The sequence below is a fragment of the Micrococcus sp. KRD077 genome, from assembly GCF_017168505.1.
Lineage (GTDB): Bacteria > Actinomycetota > Actinomycetes > Actinomycetales > Micrococcaceae > Micrococcus > Micrococcus luteus.
Genome location: NZ_JABFAZ010000007.1, coordinates 16,633 through 39,416 on the forward strand (window position 1 = coordinate 16,633; position 22,784 = coordinate 39,416).

Consider the following 22,784-nt stretch of genomic DNA (forward strand, 5'->3'; position numbering starts at 1 on the left):
ACCCATGGCGGCAGATCCGACCCCAGAGGCCCCGCAGCGGCTGCTGGTCCTGGACGGGCACTCGATGGCGTTCCGCGCGTTCTACGCGCTGCCCGCCGAGAACTTCGCCACGGACACGGGCCAGCACACGAACGCCGTGTACGGCTTCACCGCCATGCTCCTGACCATGATCCGGCAGCAGCGGCCCACGCACGTGGCCGTGGCGTTCGACCTCTCCGGGCCCACGTTCCGCTCCGAGGAGTACGGTGAGTACAAGGCCGGCCGCTCCGAGACGCCCGCGGAGTTCGCGGGCCAGATCGAGCTGACCGTGAAGGTCATGGAGGCCCTGGGCATCCCCACGCTCACGCTGGAGGGCTACGAGGCCGACGACATCGTGGCCACTCTGTCCGCGCGCGCCGAGGAGGCGGGGTGGGAGGCCGTCGTCGTCTCCGGTGACCGGGACGCGTTCCAGCTCATCTCCGAGCGCACCACCGTGCTCTACCCCAAGAAGGGCGTCTCCGACATCCCGCCGATGGACGCGGACGCCGTCATGGCCAAGTACGGGGTCGCCCCCGCCCAGTACCCCGAACTCGCGGCCCTCGTCGGCGAGGCCGCGGACAACCTGCCCGGCGTGCCCGGCGTCGGTCCCGGGTTCGCCGCGAAATGGCTGAAGCAGTACGGGGACCTCGACGGCGTGCTCGCACACGCGCACGAGATCACGGGCAAGAAGGGGGAGGCGCTGCGCGAGCATCTCGAGGACGTGCGCCGCAACCGCCGCCTCAACGCCCTCGTGCGCGACCTCGACCTGCCGATCGGGCTCGAGGCGATGCGGCTCGAGATGCCCGAGCGCGAGCCCGTGGAGGAGCTGTTCGACGCGCTGCAGTTCAACCGCATCCGGGAGCGCGTGTTCGAGGTGTTCGGCGAGCGGGTGGGCGAGGACGCGCCGCCCCCCGAGGTCGAGGCCGCCCCGGAGTTCGCCGAGGCGACGACGGCCGAGGACGTGCGTGCGTTCCTGGCCGCAGAGGCCGGCAACCTGCTCGGCGTCCATGTGGACGTCGAGGGCCCGGCCCTGCTGCCCCGCCGCAAGGTGCCCGTGCCCGGCACGTTCGGCACGCCCGTCGGCGTCGCGCTGGTGGGCGAGCACGCGGGCCTGCACGTCACCCTCGACGGCGACGCCCCGGACCCGGCGCTGGTGGCCGCCGTGCGCGAGGCCCTGGGCGAGGGCGGGCTGGCCAAGGCCGTGCACGACCTCAAGCGCACGCTCAAGGCGCTGGCCGCGCCTACCGAGGGCGACGGGCTCGGCCCGGACGCGGCCCTGGACGGCGTGGTGGACGACGTGCTGCTCTCGGCCTACCTGATCCAGCCGGACCGGCGGGACACCTCGCTCGAGGCGCTGGCGGAGGCGCATCTGCACACCCCCCTCACCGCCCCGCGCGAGCCCGCGCAGCAGCGGGCGCAGGGGACGTTCGACCTCGACGGCGGGCAGGCCGCCGCCGAACGCGCGGACCGCGCCGCGGACGCCGTGCGGGCCGCCTGGGTGGTGCGCCGTCTCTCCACCCAGTTCACGCCCCAGGTGCTCGACCGCGGGGCCCAGCGGCTGCTGCAGGAGCTCGAGATCCCGCTCTCGCGGCTGCTCGCCCGGATGGAGCTGACCGGCATCGCCGTCGACGTCGACGCCCTGACCGGCCTGCGCGAGGACTTCACCGCCGCCGCCGACGCCGCCAAGGAGTCCGCGTGGGCGTCCGTCGCGGAGGAGACCGGCGGGATGCAGGTCAACCTCGGCTCGCCCAAGCAGCTGCAGGAGGTGCTGTTCGAGCGGCTCAACATGCCGCGCACGCGCAAGACGAAGACCGGCTACTCCACGGACGTGGACTCGCTGCAGGACCTGCTCGAGCAGACCCGGCACCCGTTCCTCGAGAACCTCATGGCCCACCGTGACGCCACGAAGCTCCGGCAGACCGTGGAGGGGCTGCTCGAGACCGTCGCCCCGGACGACCGCATCCACACCACCTACTCGCAGACCGCCGCCGCCACGGGCCGACTGTCCTCGCTGCACCCGAACCTCCAGAACATCCCGGTGCGCACCGAGGCGGGCCGCCGCATCCGTGAGGTGTTCGTGGCGGACGAGGTGGCCGGGGAGCAGGCCGTGCTGCTCTCGGCCGACTACTCCCAGATCGAGATGCGCATCATGGCGCACCTGTCCGAGGACGAGGGGCTGATCCAGGCCTTCCGCGAGGGCGAGGACCTGCACTCGTTCGTCGGCTCGCAGGTGTTCGGGGTGGACCCGGACGACGTCACCGCCGAGCAGCGCGCCAAGGTGAAGGCGATGAGCTACGGCCTGGCCTACGGGCTGTCCTCCTTCGGGCTGTCCAAGCAGCTGAAGATCTCGGTGGACGAGGCGCGCGGCCTCATGAAGGGCTACTTCGACCGCTTCGGCGGCGTGCGCGACTACCTGCGCGACGTCGTCGCACAGGCCCGGCAGGACGGGTACACCTCGACGATCGAGGGGCGCCGTCGCTACCTGCCGGACCTCAGCTCGGACAACCGTCAGCTGCGGGACATGGCCGAGCGCGCCGCGCTGAACGCCCCCATCCAGGGCTCGGCCGCGGACATCATCAAGCGCGCGATGCTCGACGTGCAGGCCGGCCTCGAGGAGCACGGGCTGGCCTCGCGCCTGCTGCTGCAGGTCCACGACGAGCTCATCCTCGAGGTCCCGGCCGCCGAGCTCGAGAAGGCCACGGCGCTCCTGAAGGAGCGGATGGGCCGGGCCGCCGAGCTCTCCGTGCCGCTCGACGTGCACGTGGGCCGGGGAAGGAGCTGGCATGACGCCGCGCACTGACGCGCCGGAGGGTCCGTCGCTGCGGCGGCTGGCCGACGCCGCCGAGGCCCGGCTCGGCGAGCACGGCCTCGCGCTGCGCGACCTCGGGGTCCTCGGGCCCGAGGACCCCGCCGCATCGCACTTCGTGGCCGCGGTCGAACGGGGCTTCTACGAGACGGTGCCCACGGGCGCCGCGCTCCGCCAGCAGCTCGAGGCCCACGCGGCCGACGGACGGCGCCGGCTCGGCGTCTACGCGCCGGGGGACGACCCGGCGGCCCGCCGCCCCGCCGCCACCTTCGAGGACTTCGTGCAGCCGCTGACCACGTGGCCCGGCCGCACCGTCGACGCGTGGCTGATCACCGACGTGACCGTCTCGCCGGACGCCCGCCGGCGCGGCGTGCTGCGGGCCATGATGCTCAGGTCCCTCGCGGACGCCCGCGACGCCGGCCTGTGCGCGGCCGCCCTGACCGCGACCGAGGCCGCCATCTACGGCCGCTTCGGCTTCGGGGCCGCCACCCGGTGGCACGCCGTGCGGATCGACGTCTCGGGCGCCCCCGCGTTCACGGGCGCCCCGGCCGGCGGGCGGGTCACGGTCGAGGAGCCGCGCGAGATCCCCGGCCTCGTGGACGAGCTGTACGGGCGGGTGCTGCCGGCCACCCCGGGCTCGGTCCAGCGGACCTCGTTCAGCGTGCATCGCTGGGAGGACCGCGAGGCGAGTCGGAACGAGGGGCGCGGCTCGGGGCTGTACGCGGCGGTCCACCGCGACGACGACGGGCGGGTCCAGGGCGTCGCGCTGTATCGGTTCGAGGGCTGGGATAAGGAGCCGCCCACGATCACCGTCACCGCGTTCCTCGCGGCGACCGCCGACGCGCGGCGCGGGCTCGTCCACCACCTGGCCCGACTGGACCTGGTCGAGCGGATCGAGTGGGGCCGCGCGCCCGAGCCCGGTTGGCTCGAGGCGCTCTTCGTCGACGAGCGGCGGGTGAGTCGGCACCGCGGCTCCGACGACCTGTACCTGCGGGTCCTGAACCTGCCCGCCGCCATGGCGGCCCGTGGCTGGGCGGGCGACGGGGAGGTCGTCGTCGCCGTCGAGGACGCGCTCGGCGCGATCGACGGGACGTGGCGGCTCACCGTCCGCCAGGGGCGCGGCGCCGCCGAGCGGTTGGGCCCCGCGGCCGACGCCGTGGGCCTGGGCGCGGGACTCCGGCTCGACGCGGCCCGGTTCTCCGCGCTCTGGCTCGGCGGGCACTCCCGCGGGGCCGGCGCCGCGGTGCTGGCGGAGGCCGGTGTCGTGGCGGAGCTGCGGGCCGGCGCGGCGGAGGCGTTCGACGGGCTTGTGCGACCCAGCCGACCCCTGCACACCCTCGTCGGCTTCTGATACGCTGGACGAGCACATTCGTGCGCGTTTGATACATGTCCATCACGACCCACGCCGGGTGGGGCCCCTCTGGTGCCCGGATGCCGCCCACCGGCGGCATCGATCCCGACGTGACCCCCGATCCCAACGGAGTCCCTCCTACATGACCACCACTTCCAACGCCCCGCAGGTCGCCATCAACGACATCGGCTCTGCCGAGGACCTGCTCGCCGCCATCGACGCGACCATCAAGTACTTCAACGATGGCGACCTCGTCGAGGGCACCGTCGTCAAGGTGGACCGCGACGAGGTCCTGCTCGACATCGGCTACAAGACCGAGGGCGTCATCCCGTCCCGCGAGCTGTCCATCAAGCACGACGTGGACCCGGACGAGGTCGTGGCCGTGGGCGACACCGTCGAGGCCCTGGTCCTCACCAAGGAGGACAAGGAGGGTCGCCTGATCCTCTCGAAGAAGCGCGCCCAGTACGAGCGCGCCTGGGGCGACATCGAGAAGATCAAGGAGGAGGACGGCGTCGTCGAGGGCACCGTCATCGAGGTGGTCAAGGGCGGCCTCATCCTCGACATCGGCCTGCGCGGCTTCCTCCCGGCCTCCCTCGTGGAGATGCGCCGCGTGCGCGACCTGGCCCCCTACATCGGCCAGAAGCTCGAGGCGAAGATCATCGAGCTGGACAAGAACCGCAACAACGTGGTCCTGTCCCGCCGCGCCTGGCTCGAGCAGACCCAGTCCGAGGTCCGCTCCAACTTCCTCCACAAGCTGGAGAAGGGCCAGGTCCGCAACGGCACCGTGTCCTCCATCGTCAACTTCGGCGCCTTCGTGGACCTGGGCGGCGTGGACGGCCTCGTGCACGTCTCCGAGCTGTCCTGGAAGCACATCGACCACCCGTCCGAGGTCGTCGAGGTGGGCCAGGAGGTCACCGTCGAGGTCCTCGAGGTGGACATGGACCGCGAGCGTGTCTCCCTGTCGCTGAAGGCGACCCAGGAGGACCCGTGGCAGCTCTTCGCCCGCACCCACGCCCTCGGCCAGGTCGTGCCGGGCAAGGTCACCAAGCTCGTGCCGTTCGGTGCGTTCGTCCGCGTGGAGGACGGCATCGAGGGCCTCGTGCACATCTCGGAGCTGGCCTCGCGCCACATCGACACCGCCGAGCAGGTCGTGTCGGTCAACGACGAGCTGTTCGTCAAGGTCATCGACATCGACCTCGAGCGTCGCCGCATCTCCCTGTCCCTCAAGCAGGCCAACGAGGGCGTGGACCCCGAGGGCACCGAGTTCGACCCGGCGCTCTACGGCATGGCCGCGGAGTACGACGAGGAGGGCAACTACAAGTACCCCGAGGGCTTCGACGTCGAGACCAACGAGTGGATGGAGGGCTTCGAGACCGAGCGCGCCGCCTGGGAGCAGCAGTACGCCGACGCTCAGGCCCGCTGGGAGGCCCACAAGGAGCAGGTGCGCCGCTCCCTCCAGGAGGAGGCCACCGCCGGCGCCGACGCCGGTGCGGGCCTGGGCGGCTCGTCCTACTCCTCCGAGGCCCCGTCCTCGGACGGAGGCACCCTGGCCTCCGACGAGGCCCTCGCCGCCCTGCGCGAGAAGCTCACCGGCAACTGATCGCCGCGGTGCGTGACCGTCCCTGACGGCCCGCGCCGAGCACCCGACGCCCCGTCCCTCCCTCCGGAGGGGCGGGGCGTCGTCGCGTCCCGGGGGGCTGGCCGTGGGGGAGCGGACGGGACCCGACGGCCGCGCTCAGCGGCGCTCGGAGACCGTCACGGTGAACGTGCGGTCGCGCGCCGTCTGCCGGGTCGGCCCGACGAGGTCCTCCAGCACCGGCCGGTACCGCAGGTGCGAGTTCCAGACGCACCACAGCCGGCCGCCCGGCTCCAGCACCCGCGCCGCGGCCGCCACCAGCCGGTGGGCCACGGAGGGGTCCACGGCGTTGCCGTCGTGGAACGGGGGATTCAGGAGCACGCACTCCTCCGTCCCGTCCGGCCACGTGGTCAGGGCGTCGTCGCGCACGGCCCGGACGCGGTCCGCCACGCGGTTCGCGCGGGCCGTGGCGAGCGTCGAGGCGACCGCCACGGCGGACTGGTCGGTGGCCAGCACGGTGACGTGCGGCCACAGCCGCGCCGCCCCGACCGAGAGCAGCCCGTTGCCGCACCCCAGGTCCACGAGGCGCCCCGGCGGGCGCGGGTCGTCGGCGAGCGAGGTGAGCAGCAGACGGGAGCCCGGGTCGGCGGCGGCTCCGCCGAAGGTGCCGGCGTGGGCCACCAGGTGCAGGCGCCCCACGCCGGGGACGTCGCGGTCGGCCTCCTCCGGCGGCCGGGGGTCACGCCGGGACGCGGGCCCCGGGCCGTGAGCACGCGCGCCTTGCGGCGTCCCCGTCCGGCGACGACGTCCTCGAACGCCGCGCCGAGCACCGCGTTCATGCGCGGACTCATGTGCTTGTCGCGGCCGCCGGCCAGCAGGACCACGCCGGGGTCGGCCACGGCTGCGACGATCCGGGACAGCCGGTCGAGCTCGTCGAGCGAGCGGGGCAGCGGCAGCAGGACCGTCCGGGCGCCCCGGGCCGCCTCCTCAGGCGTGGCCGTTCGCTCGAGCTCGCCCGTCTCCCCGCCGAGGCGACCGGCGGCGCGCCACGCGGCGAGGTTCGCGTCCAGCGAGCGCTCGGCGGAGGCGTCGTCCTGGTGGATCCGCACGTCGTGGCCGGCCGTGAGCAGGGGCAGGGTCAGCGCGCCGTGCCGGTCCTCCAGGACGGCCACCGGGCCGGGGACGTGCCCGCTCGCGATCCACCCGGCCAGGGTGTCGAGCAGGAGCAGGTCCGCCGCGTCGTGGGCCTGGCGGTCGGGCTCGGTCGGCAGCGGCCACCGATCCAGCGCCGCGAAGTCCACGCCCGCGGTGAGGTCGTCCGGCAGCCCGCCACGGGCGACATCGGGGGTGACCCCCCGGGGCAGCGGTTCACTCATGGTCCACCCAGTCCTCTCCGATCCGCTCCGCATGCCCCGCGCCGGCCGTGACGTCCGCGAGCCGCGCCGCGAACGCCGCGCGGGCCTCCTCGGTGTCCGGCACGCCGACCGTCAGGCGGACCCCCGCGGCGCCGTAGCTCGCCTCCAGCACGGACACGCCCGCCGCGCGCAGCTCGTTCTCCCACCGGCCGGCGTCGGTGTGGGGCGCCTCCACCGCGAGCAGGGCCAGCCGGGAGCGGGTGCGCAGCGGGGCGGCGTCGAGTGCCCCGGACACCGAGTCCGAGTAGGCGCGCACCAGGCCCCCGGCGCCCAGCTTGATCCCCCCGAACCAGCGCACGACGACGGCGCACACGTCCGTCAGGTCGGTCCGGCCCGGCGCGGTCTCGCGCTGGAGGACGGCCTCGAGCATGGGGACGCCGGCCGTGCCGGCGGGCTCGCCGTCGTCGCTGGAGCGCATCCGGTCCCGGGCGGGGCCGAGGACGAACGCGCTGCACACGTGCCGCGCGTCGTGGTGCCGGCGCCGCAGGACGGCGACCATCTCGCGCGCCTGCGCCTCGTCCTCGACGCGCCCGAGGTAGGTGAGGAAGCGGCTGCGGCGGATCTCCACCTCCCGTTCCAGCCAGCCGTCGGGGTCGCGGGCGGACGCCGGCAGGACCGTGCAGCGCGCGGTCGGGGCGGGGGCGGGATCGGGCATGACCCCACCCTAGGGGCTGGCCGAGGACGGGCACGCCGTCGAGCCCCGACGTGAGCTTCGGTACAGTGGAAGACCGTGCCACCCGGCACCGGCCCACCGGTGAGCGAGCACGCGTGCCGCCGCGGGCCTCCCATGACCCTGTCCCGGGAGACTCATGACTTCCCCGCTCACTCGCCTGCACGACACGTTGGGGCTCCGCACGAGTCCGGCGATCTTCTTCGGCTCGGCCGCCGCGGTCGTGCTCTTCACCGCCGCGATGGGCCTGTTCCCTGGCCCGGTCCAGGCGGCCTTCGGCGTGGTCTCGAGCTGGCTGCGCTACGACGTCGGCTGGATCTACACCCTCAGCCTGACCCTGCTGGTGGCGTTCCTGTTCATCCTCGCCGTGACCCGGTACGGCCGGGTCAAGCTCGGCGACGACGACGCGGTGCCGGAGTACTCCGGCCTGACCTGGTTCGGCATGATGTTCGCCGCCGGCGTCGGCGCGGTGCTGATGTTCTGGGGCATCGCGGAGCCGATGAACCACTACGCCAACCCGCCCATGGCGGGGACGGAGCCGTTCTCCGACCGCGCGGCCTCGGAGGCCATGGCGATCGCGAACTTCCACTTCGGCATCCACATGTGGGCGATCCTGCTCGTCCCGGGCCTGTGCTTCGGCTACTTCACGTACAAGCGCAAGCTGCCCCCGCGCGTGTCCTCCGCCTTCCAGCCCCTCCTCGGCGATCGCATCCACGGCCCCATCGGCAAGACGATCGACATCATCGCCGTGGTCTCCACCGTGTTCGGCCTCGGCGTGTCCGTGGGCCTGGGCGCCCTGCAGATCAACGCGGGCATGAACTACGTGCTGGGCACCCCCGTGGCCGGCTGGGTCCAGGCGCTCATCCTGGCCGTCGTCACCGCCGTGGGCACGGCCTCCGTGCTGGTCGGCATGGACAAGGGCGTCAAGCGGCTGTCCTACGCCAACATCCTGCTGGCGATCGCCCTGCTCGTGTACGTCCTGATGTGGGCCGTCTCCAGCATGGACGTCATCCGCGGCACCGTGCAGGCGATCGGCGAGTACGCCTCCATGCTGCCCGTGCTCTCCACCTACAACGACACGTACAACTCGGGCCAGTGGTCCGGTGACTGGACCGTTTTCTACTGGGCCTGGACCGTGACGTGGGCGCCCTTCGTGGGGATGTTCTTCGCCCGCATCTCACGCGGCCGCACCATCCGCTCCTTCATCATGGCCGGCCTCGGCCTGCCCACGGCGTTCGTCATCATCTGGATGGGCATCTACGGCTACTCCGCGTTCCAGTCGGACCGCGCCACCGCGCCGGCGCCGGGCCAGGGCGGTGACCTCACGCAGACGATCGTCACCGACGGCAACGTCCAGGCCGCCCTGTTCCAGCACCTGCAGGGCACGCCGCTCTACACGGTGGCCGCGGTCGTGGCGCTCGTGGTCATCACGCTGTTCTTCATCACCTCGATCGACTCGGGCGCGCTCGTGATGGACGCGATGGCCAATGGCCACGAGGATGCCGCGCCCCGCCGCCAGTCCGTGTTCTGGGCCGTGTCCATCGGCGCGGTCTGCGCGGCCATCATCCTCACCGCGGGCGAGAACGGCCTGGCGGCGCTGCAGGAGGTCATCATCGTGATCGGCCTGCCCATCCTGCTCATCACCGTCACGCAGGCCGCACTGCTGCTGCAGGCCCTGCGCGAGGACGCGGGTGCCGCGCGGCCCATGCGGACCCGCCAGTGGAAGCAGGTGCTGCCGGTCGAGGAGTACCGCCGCCGCGCCACCGAGGACGGCGTGGACGTCTCGGACTTCGTGATCCGCCCCGAGTTCGAGGTCGGCACCGAGCCGGAGAACGACACGCACACCCCGAAGACGTGGCACCAGCAGCGCATCGACGCGGCCAAGGCCCTCGTCACCGTCGGCCTGACCGGCGGCATCGCCGCGGGCCGCACCGAGGTCGGCGCGGAGCTCGAGCGGCTGGGCGCCGTCGTCGTGGAGTTCGACGACCTGATGGGGGAGATCCTCGTGCCCGGCAACCCCGTGCTCGAGGAGCTCCGCTCGGTCTTCGGCGAGGACATCGTCCGCGCGGACGGCACCCTGGACGCGCGCACCCTCAACCGGCTCACCACCGAGAGCTCGACCGCCCGGACGCGCATGTACGAGATCGTCTCCCCGGCGGTGCGCGACGAGGCGAACCGCCGGGCCCGCGAGATCGGCGAGGACTCCGTGCTGGTGGTCGACCTGGCCCTGCTGGCCGAGACCGGCTCCGGACAGGACTTCGACCAGGTGCTGGCCGTCTCCGCTCCCGCCGAGGTGCGCGTCGCCCGGCTCATGGAGTCCCACGACATGACCCGCGAGCGGGCCTGGGCCTTCATCGACGAGGAGGCGGCGGACGAGGAGCGGGCCGAGATCGCGGACACCGTGATCGAGAACGACGGCTCGCTCGAGGACCTGCAGGAGGCCGTCCGGGCATACTGGGAGGCCAAGATCCAGCCTCAGCTCGAGGCCGCCCGAGGAGAGCGCGTATGACCGAGACCGACCCGGTGGCCGAACGGCCGCGCGTCCATGTGGGCCTGACCGGCGGGATCGCCGCCGGCAAGTCCGCGGTGGCCCGTGTCCTGCAGGAGCGTGGCGCGCTCCTGGTGGACTCGGACGCCCTCGCCCGGCTGGTCCTCGAGAAGGGCACCGACGGGCTGGCCGCCGTCCAGGACGAGTTCGGGGACCGCGTCATCACCGCGGACGGTGAGCTCGACCGCGTCGAGATGGCCCGCATCGTCTTCGGGGACGAGGGCGCCCGACAGCGCCTGAACCGCATCGTGCACCCCCGGATCCGGGCTGCGGCCCGGCGCATCGTCGCCGAGGCCGGGCCGGACGCCGTCGTGGTCCAGGACGTGCCGCTGCTGGTGGAGACCGGGCAGGCGGACGCGTTCGACCTCGTGATCGTGGTGGAGGCCCCGCTCGAGGAGCGCCTGCGCCGGATGGTGGAGGACCGCGGCATGAGCCGCGCGGACGCCGAGGCGCGGATCGCGGCCCAGGCCACGGACGAGCAGCGGCGCGCCGTCGCGGACGTGGTCATCGTCAACGACGCCGACCTCGAGCGGCTCGCGTCCGTGGCGAACCAGGTGTGGGACCGGTTCCTCGCCCCCGGCGCGGCTGAGCCCTCGGCGGACTGACCGCCGGGGTGTCCGGGGCGCGACGTAGGGTTCTGCCATGAGCCTGGCCCAGAAGATCAACCGCGTCGTCGCCCCGTTCGAGGTCATCTCCCCCTACCAGCCCTCCGGTGACCAGCCGAAGGCCATCGCCGAGCTCGCCGAGCGCGTGGAGGCGGGGGAGAAGGACGTCGTCCTGATGGGCGCCACCGGCACGGGCAAGTCGGCGACGACGGCGTGGCTCGTCGAGCGCCTCCAGCGGCCCACGCTGGTGATGGTGCAGAACAAGACGCTCGCGGCGCAGCTGGCCAACGAGTTCCGGGAGCTGCTGCCCAACAACGCGGTCGAGTACTTCGTCTCCTACTACGACTACTACCAGCCCGAGGCGTACGTCCCGCAGACGGACACCTTCATCGAGAAGGACTCCTCCATCAACGAGGAGGTCGAGCGGCTGCGCCACTCGGCCACGAACGCGCTGCTGACCCGGCGGGACGTGATCGTGGTGGCCACCGTCTCCTGCATCTACGGCCTCGGCACGCCCGAGGAGTACATCGAGCAGATGGTCACCCTGCGCCGCGGTGCGGAGATGGACCGGGACGTGCTCCTGCGGCGGTTCGTGCAGATGCAGTACGTGCGCAACGACGTCGACTTCCACCGCGGCACCTTCCGGGTGCGGGGGGACACCGTGGAGATCATCCCCATGTACGAGGAGCTCGCGGTGCGCATCGAGTTCTTCGGGGACGAGATCGAGTCCATCCAGACCCTGCACCCGCTCACCGGCCAGGTGGTGCGCGAGGAGGAGGAGATGTACATCTTCCCGGCCTCGCACTACGTGGCCGGCGACGAGCGCATGGGCCGGGCGATCACCACCATCGAGGACGAGCTGCGGGAGCGGCTGCAGGAGCTGGAGTCCCAGGACAGGCTCCTCGAGGCGCAGCGGCTGCGCATGCGCACCACGTACGACCTCGAGATGATGCAGCAGATGGGCTACTGCAACGGCATCGAGAACTACTCGCGCCACATCGACGGCCGTCCCGCCGGCTCCGCCCCGCACTGCCTGCTGGACTACTTCCCGGACGACTTCCTGCTCGTGGTGGACGAGTCCCACGTGACCATCCCGCAGATCGGCGCGATGTACGAGGGGGACATGTCCCGCAAGCGCACCCTCGTGGAGCACGGCTTCCGCCTGCCCTCGGCCATGGACAACCGCCCGCTGAAGTGGGATGAGTTCCTCGAACGGATCGGGCAGACCGTGTACCTCTCCGCGACGCCGGGCGCCTACGAGCTCGGCCAGGCGGACGGCTACGTCGAGCAGATCATCCGGCCCACCGGGCTGGTGGACCCGCAGGTGGTGGTCAAGCCGACCGAGGGCCAGATCGACGACCTGCTCGAGCAGATCCGGGTGCGCACGGCCAAGGACGAGCGCGTCCTGGTGACCACGCTGACCAAGCGCATGGCCGAGGACCTCACGGACTACCTGCTCGAGGCGGGGGTGAAGGTCGAGTACCTCCACTCGGATGTGGACACGCTGCGCCGCGTGGAGCTGCTGCGGGAGCTGCGCAAGGGCACCTTCGACGTGCTGGTGGGCATCAACCTGCTGCGCGAGGGCCTGGACCTGCCCGAGGTCTCGCTCGTGGCGATCCTGGACGCGGACAAGGAGGGCTTCCTGCGCTCCACCACCTCCCTCATCCAGACCATCGGCCGCGCCGCCCGCAACGTCTCCGGCGAGGTCCACATGTACGCCGACAACGTCACGGACTCCATGCGGCGGGCGATCGACGAGACCGAGCGGCGCCGGGCCGTGCAGATCGCGTACAACGAGGAGCACGGGATCGACCCCCAGCCGCTGCGCAAGCGCATCGCGGACATCACGGACCAGCTGGCCCGGGAGGACGCGGACACCGCCGACTTCCTCAAGGGCATGGGGGGCGTGAAGTCCGGGTTCGACTTCGGCATGGGCCACCGCGGCCTCAGCTCACTGGACCGGGCCCCGGCCACGGGGGAGGGTGCCGAGGCCCCGGCGGTGGACCCGGCGTCGCTGCCCGCCAAGGACCTGGCCGATCTGATCGAGCAGATGTCGCAGCAGATGCACCAGGCGGCGGCGGACCTGCAGTTCGAGCTCGCGGCCCGCCTGCGCGATGAGGTCGGCGAGCTCAAGAAGGAGCTGCGGCAGATGAAGCGGGAGCAGTGACCGCCCGGCGCGTTCCGCGCCCCGGGGTGTTATGAAAACACTGATGAATATCTTCATATCAGTGATAGTGTGACGCCATGAGCGCAGCACCCCCGGTCGCGGCCGTGATCGCGGACATCGTCGGCTCCCGCGCCCTCCCGGACCGGGACCGCGCGCAGGAGCAGATCCTGGCCGCCTTCGCGGCCGCGGAACAGGACGTCCCGCCGCTGCGTCCCGCCTGGGCCAGCGTCGGCGACGAGTTCCAGGCGCTGCACCGCACCTGGCCGGACGCGCTCCGGCTGACCGTCCGCGTCACGCTCGCCCTGCCCCCGGGCCTGGACCTGCGCTTCGGGATCGGCCTGGGGCAGCGGCGGGCCCTGGACGCCGGCGGAGACGGCATCGAGGACGGACCGGCCTGGTATCGGGCCCGCGAGGCCGTCGAGCGCGCGCATGAGCGGGCTGTCGGAGCCGCGACCGCCTTCCGCGCCGCGGACCCGTCCCTCACCGCCGCCGTGGACGGGCTCGTCCTGCTGCGCGACCATGTCCTCGGCCGGCTCAAGGCCCGCGAACGCCGAATCGCCGCCGCCCTGCTGGGCGGGGCGACCCAGGCGGAGGCGGCACGGGCGGAGCGGATCACGCAGTCCGCGGTGTCACAGGCCGTCGCGCGGTCCGGGATCGACCGGCTGCTCGAGCTGGACGCCGAGCTCGCCGCCGCGGCGACGGAGGTCGCGCCGTGACCGCCCTCGCCCTGCTCGCGCTGGGGCTGCACGACCTGCTCGACGCCGTCCTGCCCGGCGCCTGGCCCACCCCCCGGCGGCGGTGGCTGGCCCGGGCCGGCGCGGCGGTGGCCGCCGTCCTCGCCGCGGTGCTGGTGGCCGTCCTGGCGCCGACCGGCATCTCCGTCGCGGTGGGCGGCGGCCTGGTGGCCCTCGGCCTGCTGATGGGCTGGACGTGGCTGCACCCGGACCGGCCGCTCGGGGTGGTCGCGGTGGCGGCCGCGGTCGGCCTGGTGGCCGTGCTCGAGTCGACCCTGGCGCCCGCGGGTCTGCGCTCCGCGCCCCCGGCACTCACGCTGCTGGCGGTGACGGTGGCGCTGACCGAGACCGGCAACCGGGTCACCCGCGCGGTCCTCGCCCTGGCGGGCCGGTCCGCCGACGGGGGCGACGAGGAGGCGGAGGACCCCGCGGCGGAGCCCACGACCGTGCCGTCCGCCGCGCCCACGGACCCCGCGGCGGAGCCCACGACCGTGCCGTCCGCCGCGCCCACGGACCCCGCGGCCGACGGCCTGCGCGGCGGTCGCTACATCGGGCCCATGGAGCGACTGCTCATGGTCGTCCTGGGGCTCGCGCAGGCCTATCCGGTGATCGCGGCCCTGATGGCGGCCAAGGGCATCGTGCGCTTCCCGGAGATCTCGGCGGACCGCGGAGCCGGCTCGCGCGCGGAGGAGTTCCTCATCGGCTCCCTCGCCAGCTGGGGCCTGGCCGCCGCCGGCGCCGTCGTCGTCTGGCTCGCCCTCGGCTTGACCGCCCCCGGCGCAGCCTGAGACCGGGCCCACCCGCATCCGCGCGCGGGACCGCACCCGTCTAGACTGGCGCGGCCCCCACGAGCCCTCCATGAAGGAGGCCGGCCTGTGGATCGGGTTCTACGTGGCGCTGGCGCTGGTCTTCGCGGGGCTGCTCTTCGCCCTGGGCGATGCGCAGCACGGCACCGAGTTCCTCGCCGGCTGGGTCACCGAGTACAGCCTCAGCGTGGACAACCTGTTCGTGTTCCTCATCATCATGGCCAAGTTCCAGGTGCCCCGCCGCTACCAGCAGGAGGTGCTGATGGTGGGCATCATCATCGCGCTGATCGCCCGCGCGGTGTTCATCGCGGTCGGCGCCGTCGCCATCGAGCACCTGACGTGGGAGTTCTACATCTTCGGCGCCTTCCTGCTCTGGACCGCCTGGCAGCAGCTCAAGGACGACGGCGGGGACGAGGAGTCCGAGCCGGGCGTCGTGGCCCGCCTGACCCGCCGCCTCAACGTGGCGCCGGACTACGACGGCAACCGACTGCGCACCACCGTGGACGGCCGGCGCATGTTCACCCCCATGGTGGTCGTGTTCATCACGATCGGCCTGACGGACGTGATGTTCGCGGTGGACTCCATCCCGGCGATCTTCGGCCTCACCCAGAACTGGTTCATCGTCCTGACCGCCAATATCTTCGCCCTCATGGGCCTGCGCCAGCGGGCCCGACGACGCCCCGCTCCGCCCGCCGCGGGTCGGGGCGTCGTCGTGCGACCGGGTAGACTGACCGGCGACGTAGGGGAGTATCCCGAACACTGTGGACGTCAGCACGCCGCGGCCGCCGAGAGCGCGCCGCCGGCCGGACACAGGGGCCCGGGCCGCGGCCGCGGCGGGCGGAGAGACTTGCGGCACCGTCCTGACCCCTGACGCCGAGAGGTGACCCGTGGAAATCAACGGCCTGACCTGGGGCCTGACGATCGCGCTGATCGTCGGGCTCCTCGCGTTCGACTACTTCGCCCATGTCCGCAAGGCGCACACGCCGTCGATCCGGGAGGCCGCGATCTGGTCCGGCGTCTACGTCGGCCTCGCGCTCGTCTTCGGCCTCGTGTTCTTCGCCTTCGGCGACACCCAGCACGCGGTCGAGTACTACACCGGCTACCTGCTGGAGAAGGCGCTCAGCGTCGACAACCTGTTCGTCTTCCTGGTCATCATGGCCAGCTTTCGGGTGCCGCGCGAGTACCAGCAGAAGGTGCTGCTGTTCGGCATCACGTTCGCGCTGATCTCGCGCACCCTGTTCATCCTGCTGGGCGCCGCCGTCATCGCCGCGTGGTCGGACGTGTTCTACCTCTTCGGCCTGTTCCTGCTGATCATCGCCGGCGGCCAGCTCAAGGGCGAGATGTCCGGCGACGCCGAGGGCGCCCAGGACGAGGCGGACAACGTGATGGTCCGCCTCGTCAAGCGGTTCCTGCCCGCCTCCGAGCAGTTCGACGGCGACCGCCTCTTCACGACGGTGGACGGCAAGCGCCTCATGACGCCGATGCTCCTCGTGATGATCGCGATCGGCGCCACGGACATCCTCTTCGCCTTCGACTCCATCCCCGCGATCTTCGGCGTGACCCAGGAGGCGTACATCGTCTTCACCGCCACGGCGTTCTCGCTCATGGGCCTGCGCCAGCTGTACTTCCTGATCGACGGCCTGCTCGACCGCCTCGTCTACCTGGCCTACGGGCTCTCCGCGCTGCTGGCGTTCATCGGCGTGAAGCTGATCCTGCACGCCCTGCACGAGAACAACCTGCCGTTCATCAACGGCGGCGAGAACGTGCCCGTCGTCGAGATCCCCACGACGCTGTCCCTCGTGGTCGTCGTCGTGATCCTGGCGATCACCGTGGCGATCTCCCTGGCCTCGCCGAAGGGCCAGGCCCTGCGGGCGCTGCAGAACGCCGAGAAGTACTCGTACCGGTACTCGAAGCTGCCCGAGGACGCCGACCCGGCCGAGCGCGAGCGCGCCGCCGCCCTGATGGATCGCTGGACGGCCCGGGCCGAGGCCGTGGACCAGCGCTGGCGCGACCAGCTGCTCGAGCACAAGGACGCGTGGTCGGCCATCATCCGCACGGCCCACGAGACCCGGCTCGCCGATCCCCGTGACGACGACGCGCGCGGGGTCTCCGAGCAGATCGTGCGGCAGGACGGGCCCACCGTCTGAGCCGATCACGGCGCCGGGGAGCCCTCCGCCGGCGCCCGGGCCCCCGGGCCGGTCAGTCGACCGGGTCGGGGGCCGTCGTCGTCCCGGCGCCGTCCGGCGCGGTCATCGCCAGGAGCCGCTCGAGGATCGCCGGTCCGTCGTCGGCGATGCCGTCGTGGTGGAAGGCGCCGGTCTCCCACACCTGCAGGCCGCGGACGCGCCGCGCCGTCTCGAGCGAGAGGTCCCGGTCCACGTACACGTCGTCGGCGTAGACCGCGGCGGCCACGGGGACGGTGTTCTGCGCCAGGGCAGCCACGTCGTAGAGCGGGCCCCACTGCGTGCGCTCGGCGAGCAGCCGCGCCGTGCCGGCCAGGGGCCGCAGCCGGGGGTCGACCTCGACGGACCAGGGCATGACGTGTTCGCCCGTGGGCAGCGGGACCGTGGTCGCCTCCGGGTCGAAGTCCGGGTGCTCGGCGAGCATCCGGGACGCCGACCAGCCGGTGTCCGCCCGGCCGCCGGCCAGGTCCGCCGGCTGCGCGTAGATCGCCTCGTGCAGCACGGTGTAGAGCGGGTTGACGAGGCGGTCGTCCTGGTCGGCGACGGCGGCCAGGAACGTCTCGGACAGGCGCGGCGCGGGTCCGGTGCGGTCCACGGCCTCGGCGAGGACCCAGTGCAGGCGGTCCACGCGGGTGTTGCCGCCCAGCAGCATGCCCAGACCCTGGGCCCGTCCCACGGTGAGCGGCCCGCCGCCGGGCAGGGGGATCGGGGCGCCCGCGGCCTCGGCGGCGCGGATCAGCCCCACGGCCTCCGACCACGCGTCGCGGTCGGCCGGGTGCCGGTCGAAGAACTCCTCGGTGCGGGCGCGCATCCGGGCGTAGGTGGCCCGGTAGACCCGGTCGGCGTGGCCGGTGAGCGGGGCGAGGCCGCCGGTCACCAGGCTGCGCTGCAGGCCCTCCGGGTGGAAGGAGAGATAGCTCAGCGTGCAGAACCCGCCGAAGCTCTGGCCCAGTGTGGTCCACGGCCCGGCGCCGAGGGCGAGGCGCAGCATCTCGGCGTCCCGCACGATCGAGGGCGCCCGCAGGTGCACCAGGTGCTCGGCGCGCGCCTCGTCCGTGGCGAAGGCGCCCGGGGCGGTCAGGGTCGCCACAGTGGCCGGGGTCGAACGCCCCGTGCCGCGCTGGTCCAGCAGCAGCACGCGGTGGCTCTCGGCCAGCGCGCCGAGCCAGCCGCTCAGGCGCGCCGGGCGGGGCCCGGCACTGCCGGGGCCACCCTGGAGGTACAGGGCCCAGGGGCGCTCGCCCTCGGGGTCGTCCTTCGCCCGGATCTCGCGGGCGAAGACGGTCAGCGTGCCGCGCCCGTGCGGCCCGACGCCGGTGCCCGCCGCGTCCTGCGCCTCGGCCTCGGCGAGGCCCAGCGCGTGGTCGATCGGCACCGAGAACCAGTGGTCCACCGTGACGGTGCCGTCGTAGAGCTCGGTGCGCTCGCCCACGCGGTGGCGGGCCGGCTCGAGGGGAGCGAAGCCGCGCGGGTCGCCCGCCACGGGCCGTCCTGCCGCCCGAGCGTCCCCGGCGCTCACAGGCCCCACCCGGACTCGGGCGCGCCCACGGAGACCACCCGGATCACGGGATGGCCCGCCTCGTCGGAGGCGTCCAGGTCGACCACGGCGTTGATCCCGTGGTCCAGGTCCCCGTCCGGGTCCTTCAGGACCTGCCGCACCGCCCACCAGCGCGGGCCGGCCAGCTCCAGCGGGGCGGCGACGTCGGGGGCCGCGGCCACGCGGAACAGCTCGGGGCCGCGCGCGGCGGGGCCGTCGTCGATGTCCTCGTGGTCGTCGAAGTAGGCGTCGAGGGCGTCGGCCCAGTCGTCGGCGGACAGCTCGCCGGACAGGCGCGCGAGCGCCTCGTCCCGCTCGTCGCCGAACAGGCGCACCCGCTGGAACATCGCGTTGCGGACCATCACCCGGAACACGGGCTCGTTGTCCGTCAGGCGAGGCGGGGCCGGCGGCTCGAGCGCCTCCATGTCCCGGCGCAGCTCGTCGATGTCCCCGGCCACCAGGTCCTCCCACTCCTCCAGGAGGGACGAGTCGGTCTGCTTCACCATCTCGTCGAGCCAGTCCAGCAGCACCTGGAGCTCCTCGGTGCGGGCCGCCTCGGGGACGGTGTGGCGCAGTGCCTTGACCGCGTCCGTGAGGTAGCGCAGCAGCACGCCCTCGGACCGGGCGATCCCGTAGAACCGCACGTAGTCGCCGAAGCCCATGGCCCGCTCGAACATGTCGCGCACCACGGACTTGGGGGTCAGCTCGAACTCCGCGAGCCACGGGGCGTCCTGCCGGTAGAGCTCGAACTGCTGCTCGAGGAGCTCGGCCAGCGGCCGCGGGTGGGTGATCTCGTCGAGGGCCCGCATGCGGTCGTTGTAGTCCATGCCCTCGGCCTTCATGGCGGCCACGGCCTCGCCCTTGGCGTGCTTGACCTGGGCGGAGAGCACCTGGCGCGGCGGGTCGAGGGTCGCCTCGATCACGGAGACCACGTCGAGCGCGTGGTCGGGATCGGCCGGGTCCAGCAGGTCGAGCGCGGCGAGGGCGAAGGGGGAGAGCGGCTGGTTGAGCGCGAAGTCCGGCTGCAGGTCCACCGTGAGGTCCACGGTGCGGCCCTCGGCGTCCGGTTCGGGCAGACGCTCGACGACGCCCGTGGCCAGCAGCTCCCGGAAGATCCCGAGCGCGCGGCGCATGAGCACCGCCTGGCGGGCCGGGGTCTCGTGGGTGCCGCGCAGCAGGCGCCGGACCGCGATGACCGGGTCGCCGGGCCGGTCGAGGATGTTCAGCAGCATGGAGTGCGTGATCCGCATGCGGGAGACCAGCGGCTCCGGCTCGGCGGAGACGAGGCGCTCGAACGTCGCCGGCCCCCACGAGACGAAGCCGGCCGGCGGGGTCTTGCGCTTGCCGGACTTCACGGACTGCTTCATGCGCTTGGCCCGCTCGGCCTCGTCCTTGACGTTCGCGAACTTCGCCGCGGCCTTGCGCTCGGCCGCCTTGTTCTCGATCACGTGCTCGGGTGCCTGGACCACCACGGTGCCGGAGGTGTCGAAGCCGGCCCGGCCCGCCCGGCCGGCGATCTGGTGGAACTCGCGGGCCTGGAGCAGGCGGGTCTTCTCGCCGTCGAACTTGGAGAGCGCGGTGAGCAGCACGGTGCGGATCGGCACGTTGATCCCGACGCCCAGCGTGTCCGTGCCGCAGATGACCTTGAGCAGCCCGTCCTGGGCCAGCTTCTCCACGAGGCGGCGGTACTTGGGCAGCATGCCCGCGTGGTGCACGCCGATGCCCGCCCGGACGAGGCGGTTCAGGGTGTGCCCGAAGCCCGCGGAGAAGCGGAAGCCGGCGATCCGCGCGGCGATCGCCTCCTTCTCCTCCCTGGACGTCACCGAGATCGAGGACAGACCCTGGGCCGTCTCCACGGCGTCCAGCTGCGAGAAGTGCACGATGTACACCGGTGCCTGGTGGGTGCTCACGAACTCCTCGACCTTCTCCTGCAGCGGCACCTCGGACCACTCGAACGTCAGCGGGATGGGGCGCTCCGCGTGGGCGACGACGGCGACCTCGCGCCCGGTGCGCTCGGTCAGGTCCGCCTCGAGGCGGGTCGTGTCGCCGAGGGTGGCCGACATCAGCAGGAACCGGGCCTGCGGCAGCTCGAGGAGGGGCACCTGCCAGGCCCAGCCGCGGGAGGGGTCCGCGTAGTAGTGGAACTCGTCCATCACCACGGTGCCGATCTCCATGCCCGAGCCCTCGCGCAGCGCGCGGTTGGCGAGGATCTCGGCCGTGCAGCAGATGATCGGCGCGTCACCGTTGACGGTGGAGTCACCCGTGACCATGCCCACGTTCTCCGCGCCGAACACGTCCACCAGCGCGAAGAACTTCTCCGAGACGAGCGCCTTGATCGGCGCCGTGTAGTAGGAGACGGCGTCGTGGGCGAGCGCGTCGGCGTGCGCGGCCAGCGCCACCAGGGACTTGCCGGAGCCGGTGGGCGTCGCCAGGATCACGTGCCGGCCCTGGACCAGCTCGAGGGCGGCCTCCTCCTGGGCGGGGTAGAGCGAGATCCCGCGGTCCTCGGTCCAGGCCGCGAAGGCCCCGAAGACGTCGTCGGCGTCCGGGGCCGGCGGGAGCGCGTCGATGCGGTCGGTCAGCGAGGGCGGGTTCGTGGCGGCAGAAGTCATCGCCCCCAGGGTATCGGCCGCTCCGCGCGATACGGTGCCGCCATGAGTCAGATCGCGCCCGAGAGCCCGCACCCGGACACCGACGCCGTCGTGGGGGACGTGACCGGCCGACAGGGCGGGGGGTTCACCTGGGATCCCGCGCAGTACGAGGGCTTCGCCGAACACCGCGCCCGCCCCTTCCACGACCTGGTGGGGCGCGTGCGCGCCGAGGCCCCGCGCGTCGTGGTGGACCTGGGCTGCGGCCCGGGGACCCTGACCCGGACGCTGGCCGAGCGCTGGCCGGACGCCGAGGTGATCGGTCTGGACGACTCGCCCGCCATGCTGGAGCGGGCCCGGGAGCAGGCGGCCCGCACGGGCGCCCCCGCCAACCTGCGCTTCGAGGCGGTCGACGCCTCGCAGTGGCGCCCGTCGGGGGCGACGGACGTCGTGGTGTCCAACGCGATGCTCCAGTGGATCCCGACGCACCGTCGCCTGATCCGGCGCTGGCTCGGGGACCTCACGCCGGGGGCGTGGTTCGCGGCGCAGATCCCGCGGCCCTACGAGCAGCCCTCCCACGCGGCGATCGTGGCGCTGGCGGAGGACCCGGCCTTCTCCGAGCCGCTGCACGGGGTGGCGACGACCCGCACCGTGGCGCCGCCCGAGGAGTACACGCGGCTATTCCTCGAGGCGGGGTGGTCCCCGGTCGTCTGGGAGACGGAGTACCAGCAGGTGCTGACGGGCGAGGACCCGGTGTTCCGGTGGACCTCCGGCGCGGCCCTGCGACCGAGCCTGCAGGCCCTGGCCCGCTGGGACGCCGAGGAGGGCGCCGCCGAGGGCGCCGGGCTGCTCGAGGCGTTCGTGGACCGGTACCGCGCCGCCATGCGCGAGGCGTACCCGCCGGTGCCCGGTGTCACGGCCGACGACGGCGGCCCGGTCACGATCTTCCCGGCCCGGCGCCTGTTCATGGCGGGGCAGAAGCCGGCCTGACGCTGGGCCCGGGACCGCCCGGGCGCACCGTCACCAGCTGCGCTCGGCCCACTCCGGCAGGTGGGGGCGCTCGGCGCCCAGGGTCGTGGAGGCGCCGTGGCCGGGGTGGACCACCACGTCGTCGTCGAACGCGTCGAAGATCCGATCGCTCACGTCCGTGAACAGCTGACGGAACCGGCCGTCGTCGCCCTCGGTGTTGCCCACCCCGCCCGGGAAGAGGGAGTCGCCGGTGAAGAGCACGGCCGGCTCGTCCGCCTCGGGGCGGCACACCAGCGCGATGGACCCGGGCGTGTGGCCGCGCAGGGCCACCACCTCGAGCCGGAGCCCGTCCGCCCCCACGGTGTCCCCGTGGCGCAGGCGCACGTCGGGGGCGACCCCCGTGGCCTCGGCGATCGCGTCGGCGTCGTCCTCGCCGGCCGCCGTGCGGGCCCCGGTCAGGGAGGCCAGCGCCGGCAACGCGCGCACGTGGTCCCAGTGTCGATGCGTGGTGACGATCATCTCGAGGCGCGGCTCGCACGGGGTGTCGTCCGCGGCCGAGGCGATGAGGTCGCGGATGGCCTCGGCCTCGGCGGCGGCGTCGATCAGCACCTGCGCCCCCGTGGTCTTGGAGGTGAGCAGGTACACGTTGTTGTCCATCTCCGACACGGAGCAGGTGCGCACCGTGACGGCGGGCAGATCGTGCAGGAGGCGGTTCCGGGCGGTCTCGGGCATGCGCAACAGTGTACGGACGGGGCGGTGAGGCGCCAGGGCGGGCCCGGCCCGCGGTGGGTTCGCCCACAGGCGAGACCCC

Annotated in this window: 15 protein-coding genes and 1 pseudogene; 11 read left to right on the forward strand and 5 right to left on the reverse strand. The window is 73.1% G+C overall.

Going from position 1 to position 22,784, the window contains the following annotated elements; all coding sequences use genetic code 11:
• Positions 1–4: 4 nt before the first annotated feature.
• From polA to rpsA, 3 genes are all read left to right on the forward strand, one after another.
• A complete protein-coding gene (gene polA / locus J1M39_RS02120; protein ID WP_063189269.1) occupies positions 5–2,818 on the forward strand; it encodes a DNA polymerase I in 2,814 nt (937 codons plus the stop codon).
• Positions 2,802–4,175 (forward strand): GNAT family N-acetyltransferase, encoded by a 1,374-nt coding sequence (locus J1M39_RS02125; RefSeq protein ID WP_159228126.1) that lies wholly within the window; start codon positions 2,802–2,804, stop codon positions 4,173–4,175. The genes polA and J1M39_RS02125 overlap by 17 nt, the downstream gene beginning before the upstream one ends.
• 142 nt (positions 4,176–4,317) lie before the next feature.
• Complete coding sequence (gene rpsA, locus J1M39_RS02130) at positions 4,318–5,775, forward strand: 30S ribosomal protein S1 (RefSeq protein WP_036315338.1); 1,458 nt, start codon at positions 4,318–4,320, stop codon at positions 5,773–5,775.
• Positions 5,776–5,910: 135 nt separating this feature from the next.
• On the opposite strand, the gene J1M39_RS12210 is transcribed toward rpsA, so the two are convergent.
• Positions 5,911–6,450 (reverse strand): class I SAM-dependent methyltransferase, encoded by a 540-nt coding sequence (locus tag J1M39_RS12210; protein ID WP_342356358.1) that lies wholly within the window; start codon positions 6,448–6,450, stop codon positions 5,911–5,913.
• A 669-nt stretch (positions 6,451–7,119) separates the two neighbouring features.
• Positions 7,120–7,821, reverse strand: coding sequence for an IMPACT family protein (locus tag J1M39_RS02140; protein WP_036315334.1), 702 nt, complete (start codon positions 7,819–7,821; stop codon positions 7,120–7,122).
• Between the two features lie 154 nt (positions 7,822–7,975).
• Here J1M39_RS02140 and coaE (J1M39_RS02145) point away from each other — a divergent pair, with 154 nt between their 5' ends.
• The 7 genes and pseudogenes from coaE (J1M39_RS02145) to J1M39_RS02175 all read left to right on the forward strand — a co-directional run bounded on the left by coaE (J1M39_RS02145) (position 7,976) and on the right by J1M39_RS02175 (position 16,843).
• The gene (coaE, locus tag J1M39_RS02145; RefSeq protein WP_041102705.1) at positions 7,976–10,345 is read left to right on the forward strand and encodes a dephospho-CoA kinase; all 2,370 of its coding nucleotides are present in this window, start codon (positions 7,976–7,978) and stop codon (positions 10,343–10,345) included.
• Complete coding sequence (gene coaE / locus J1M39_RS02150; protein WP_036315330.1) at positions 10,342–10,989, forward strand: dephospho-CoA kinase; 648 nt, start codon at positions 10,342–10,344, stop codon at positions 10,987–10,989. The genes coaE (J1M39_RS02145) and coaE (J1M39_RS02150) overlap by 4 nt, the downstream gene beginning before the upstream one ends.
• A gap of 37 nt (positions 10,990–11,026) precedes the next feature.
• A complete protein-coding gene (gene uvrB / locus J1M39_RS02155; protein ID WP_036315328.1) occupies positions 11,027–13,156 on the forward strand; it encodes an excinuclease ABC subunit UvrB in 2,130 nt (709 codons plus the stop codon).
• Positions 13,157–13,233: 77 nt separating this feature from the next.
• Positions 13,234–13,872: a SatD family protein gene (locus tag J1M39_RS02160; RefSeq protein ID WP_036315325.1), complete on the forward strand. Its 639-nt coding sequence runs from the start codon at positions 13,234–13,236 to the stop codon at positions 13,870–13,872.
• On the forward strand, positions 13,869–14,678 hold the full coding sequence (locus J1M39_RS02165) for a hypothetical protein (protein WP_159228125.1): 810 nt from the start codon (positions 13,869–13,871) through the stop codon (positions 14,676–14,678). Before J1M39_RS02160 ends, J1M39_RS02165 begins: the two co-directional genes overlap by 4 nt.
• Positions 14,679–14,727: 49 nt before the next feature.
• Positions 14,728–15,567, forward strand: a pseudogene (locus tag J1M39_RS02170) (TerC/Alx family metal homeostasis membrane protein); the annotation flags it as partial.
• 16 nt (positions 15,568–15,583) lie between these two features.
• Positions 15,584–16,843 (forward strand): TerC family protein, encoded by a 1,260-nt coding sequence (locus J1M39_RS02175; protein ID WP_049147868.1) that lies wholly within the window; start codon positions 15,584–15,586, stop codon positions 16,841–16,843.
• A gap of 52 nt (positions 16,844–16,895) precedes the next feature.
• Here the strand turns inward: J1M39_RS02175 and J1M39_RS02180 are convergent, their stop codons facing one another.
• Both J1M39_RS02180 and J1M39_RS02185 read right to left on the reverse strand, forming a co-directional pair.
• Positions 16,896–18,362, reverse strand: coding sequence for an alpha/beta fold hydrolase (locus tag J1M39_RS02180; RefSeq protein ID WP_206496419.1), 1,467 nt, complete (start codon positions 18,360–18,362; stop codon positions 16,896–16,898).
• A 32-nt stretch (positions 18,363–18,394) separates the two neighbouring features.
• Positions 18,395–21,028, reverse strand: a complete 2,634-nt coding sequence (locus J1M39_RS02185; RefSeq protein WP_041102711.1) for a DEAD/DEAH box helicase — start codon at positions 21,026–21,028, stop codon at positions 18,395–18,397.
• A 42-nt stretch (positions 21,029–21,070) separates the two neighbouring features.
• Between J1M39_RS02185 and J1M39_RS02190 the strand changes: the two genes are divergently transcribed.
• A complete protein-coding gene (locus tag J1M39_RS02190; protein ID WP_036382741.1) occupies positions 21,071–21,994 on the forward strand; it encodes a methyltransferase domain-containing protein in 924 nt (307 codons plus the stop codon).
• A 30-nt stretch (positions 21,995–22,024) separates the two neighbouring features.
• On the opposite strand, the gene J1M39_RS02195 is transcribed toward J1M39_RS02190, so the two are convergent.
• A complete protein-coding gene (locus tag J1M39_RS02195) occupies positions 22,025–22,705 on the reverse strand; it encodes an MBL fold metallo-hydrolase (protein ID WP_063189256.1) in 681 nt (226 codons plus the stop codon).
• Positions 22,706–22,784 lie beyond the last annotated feature (79 nt).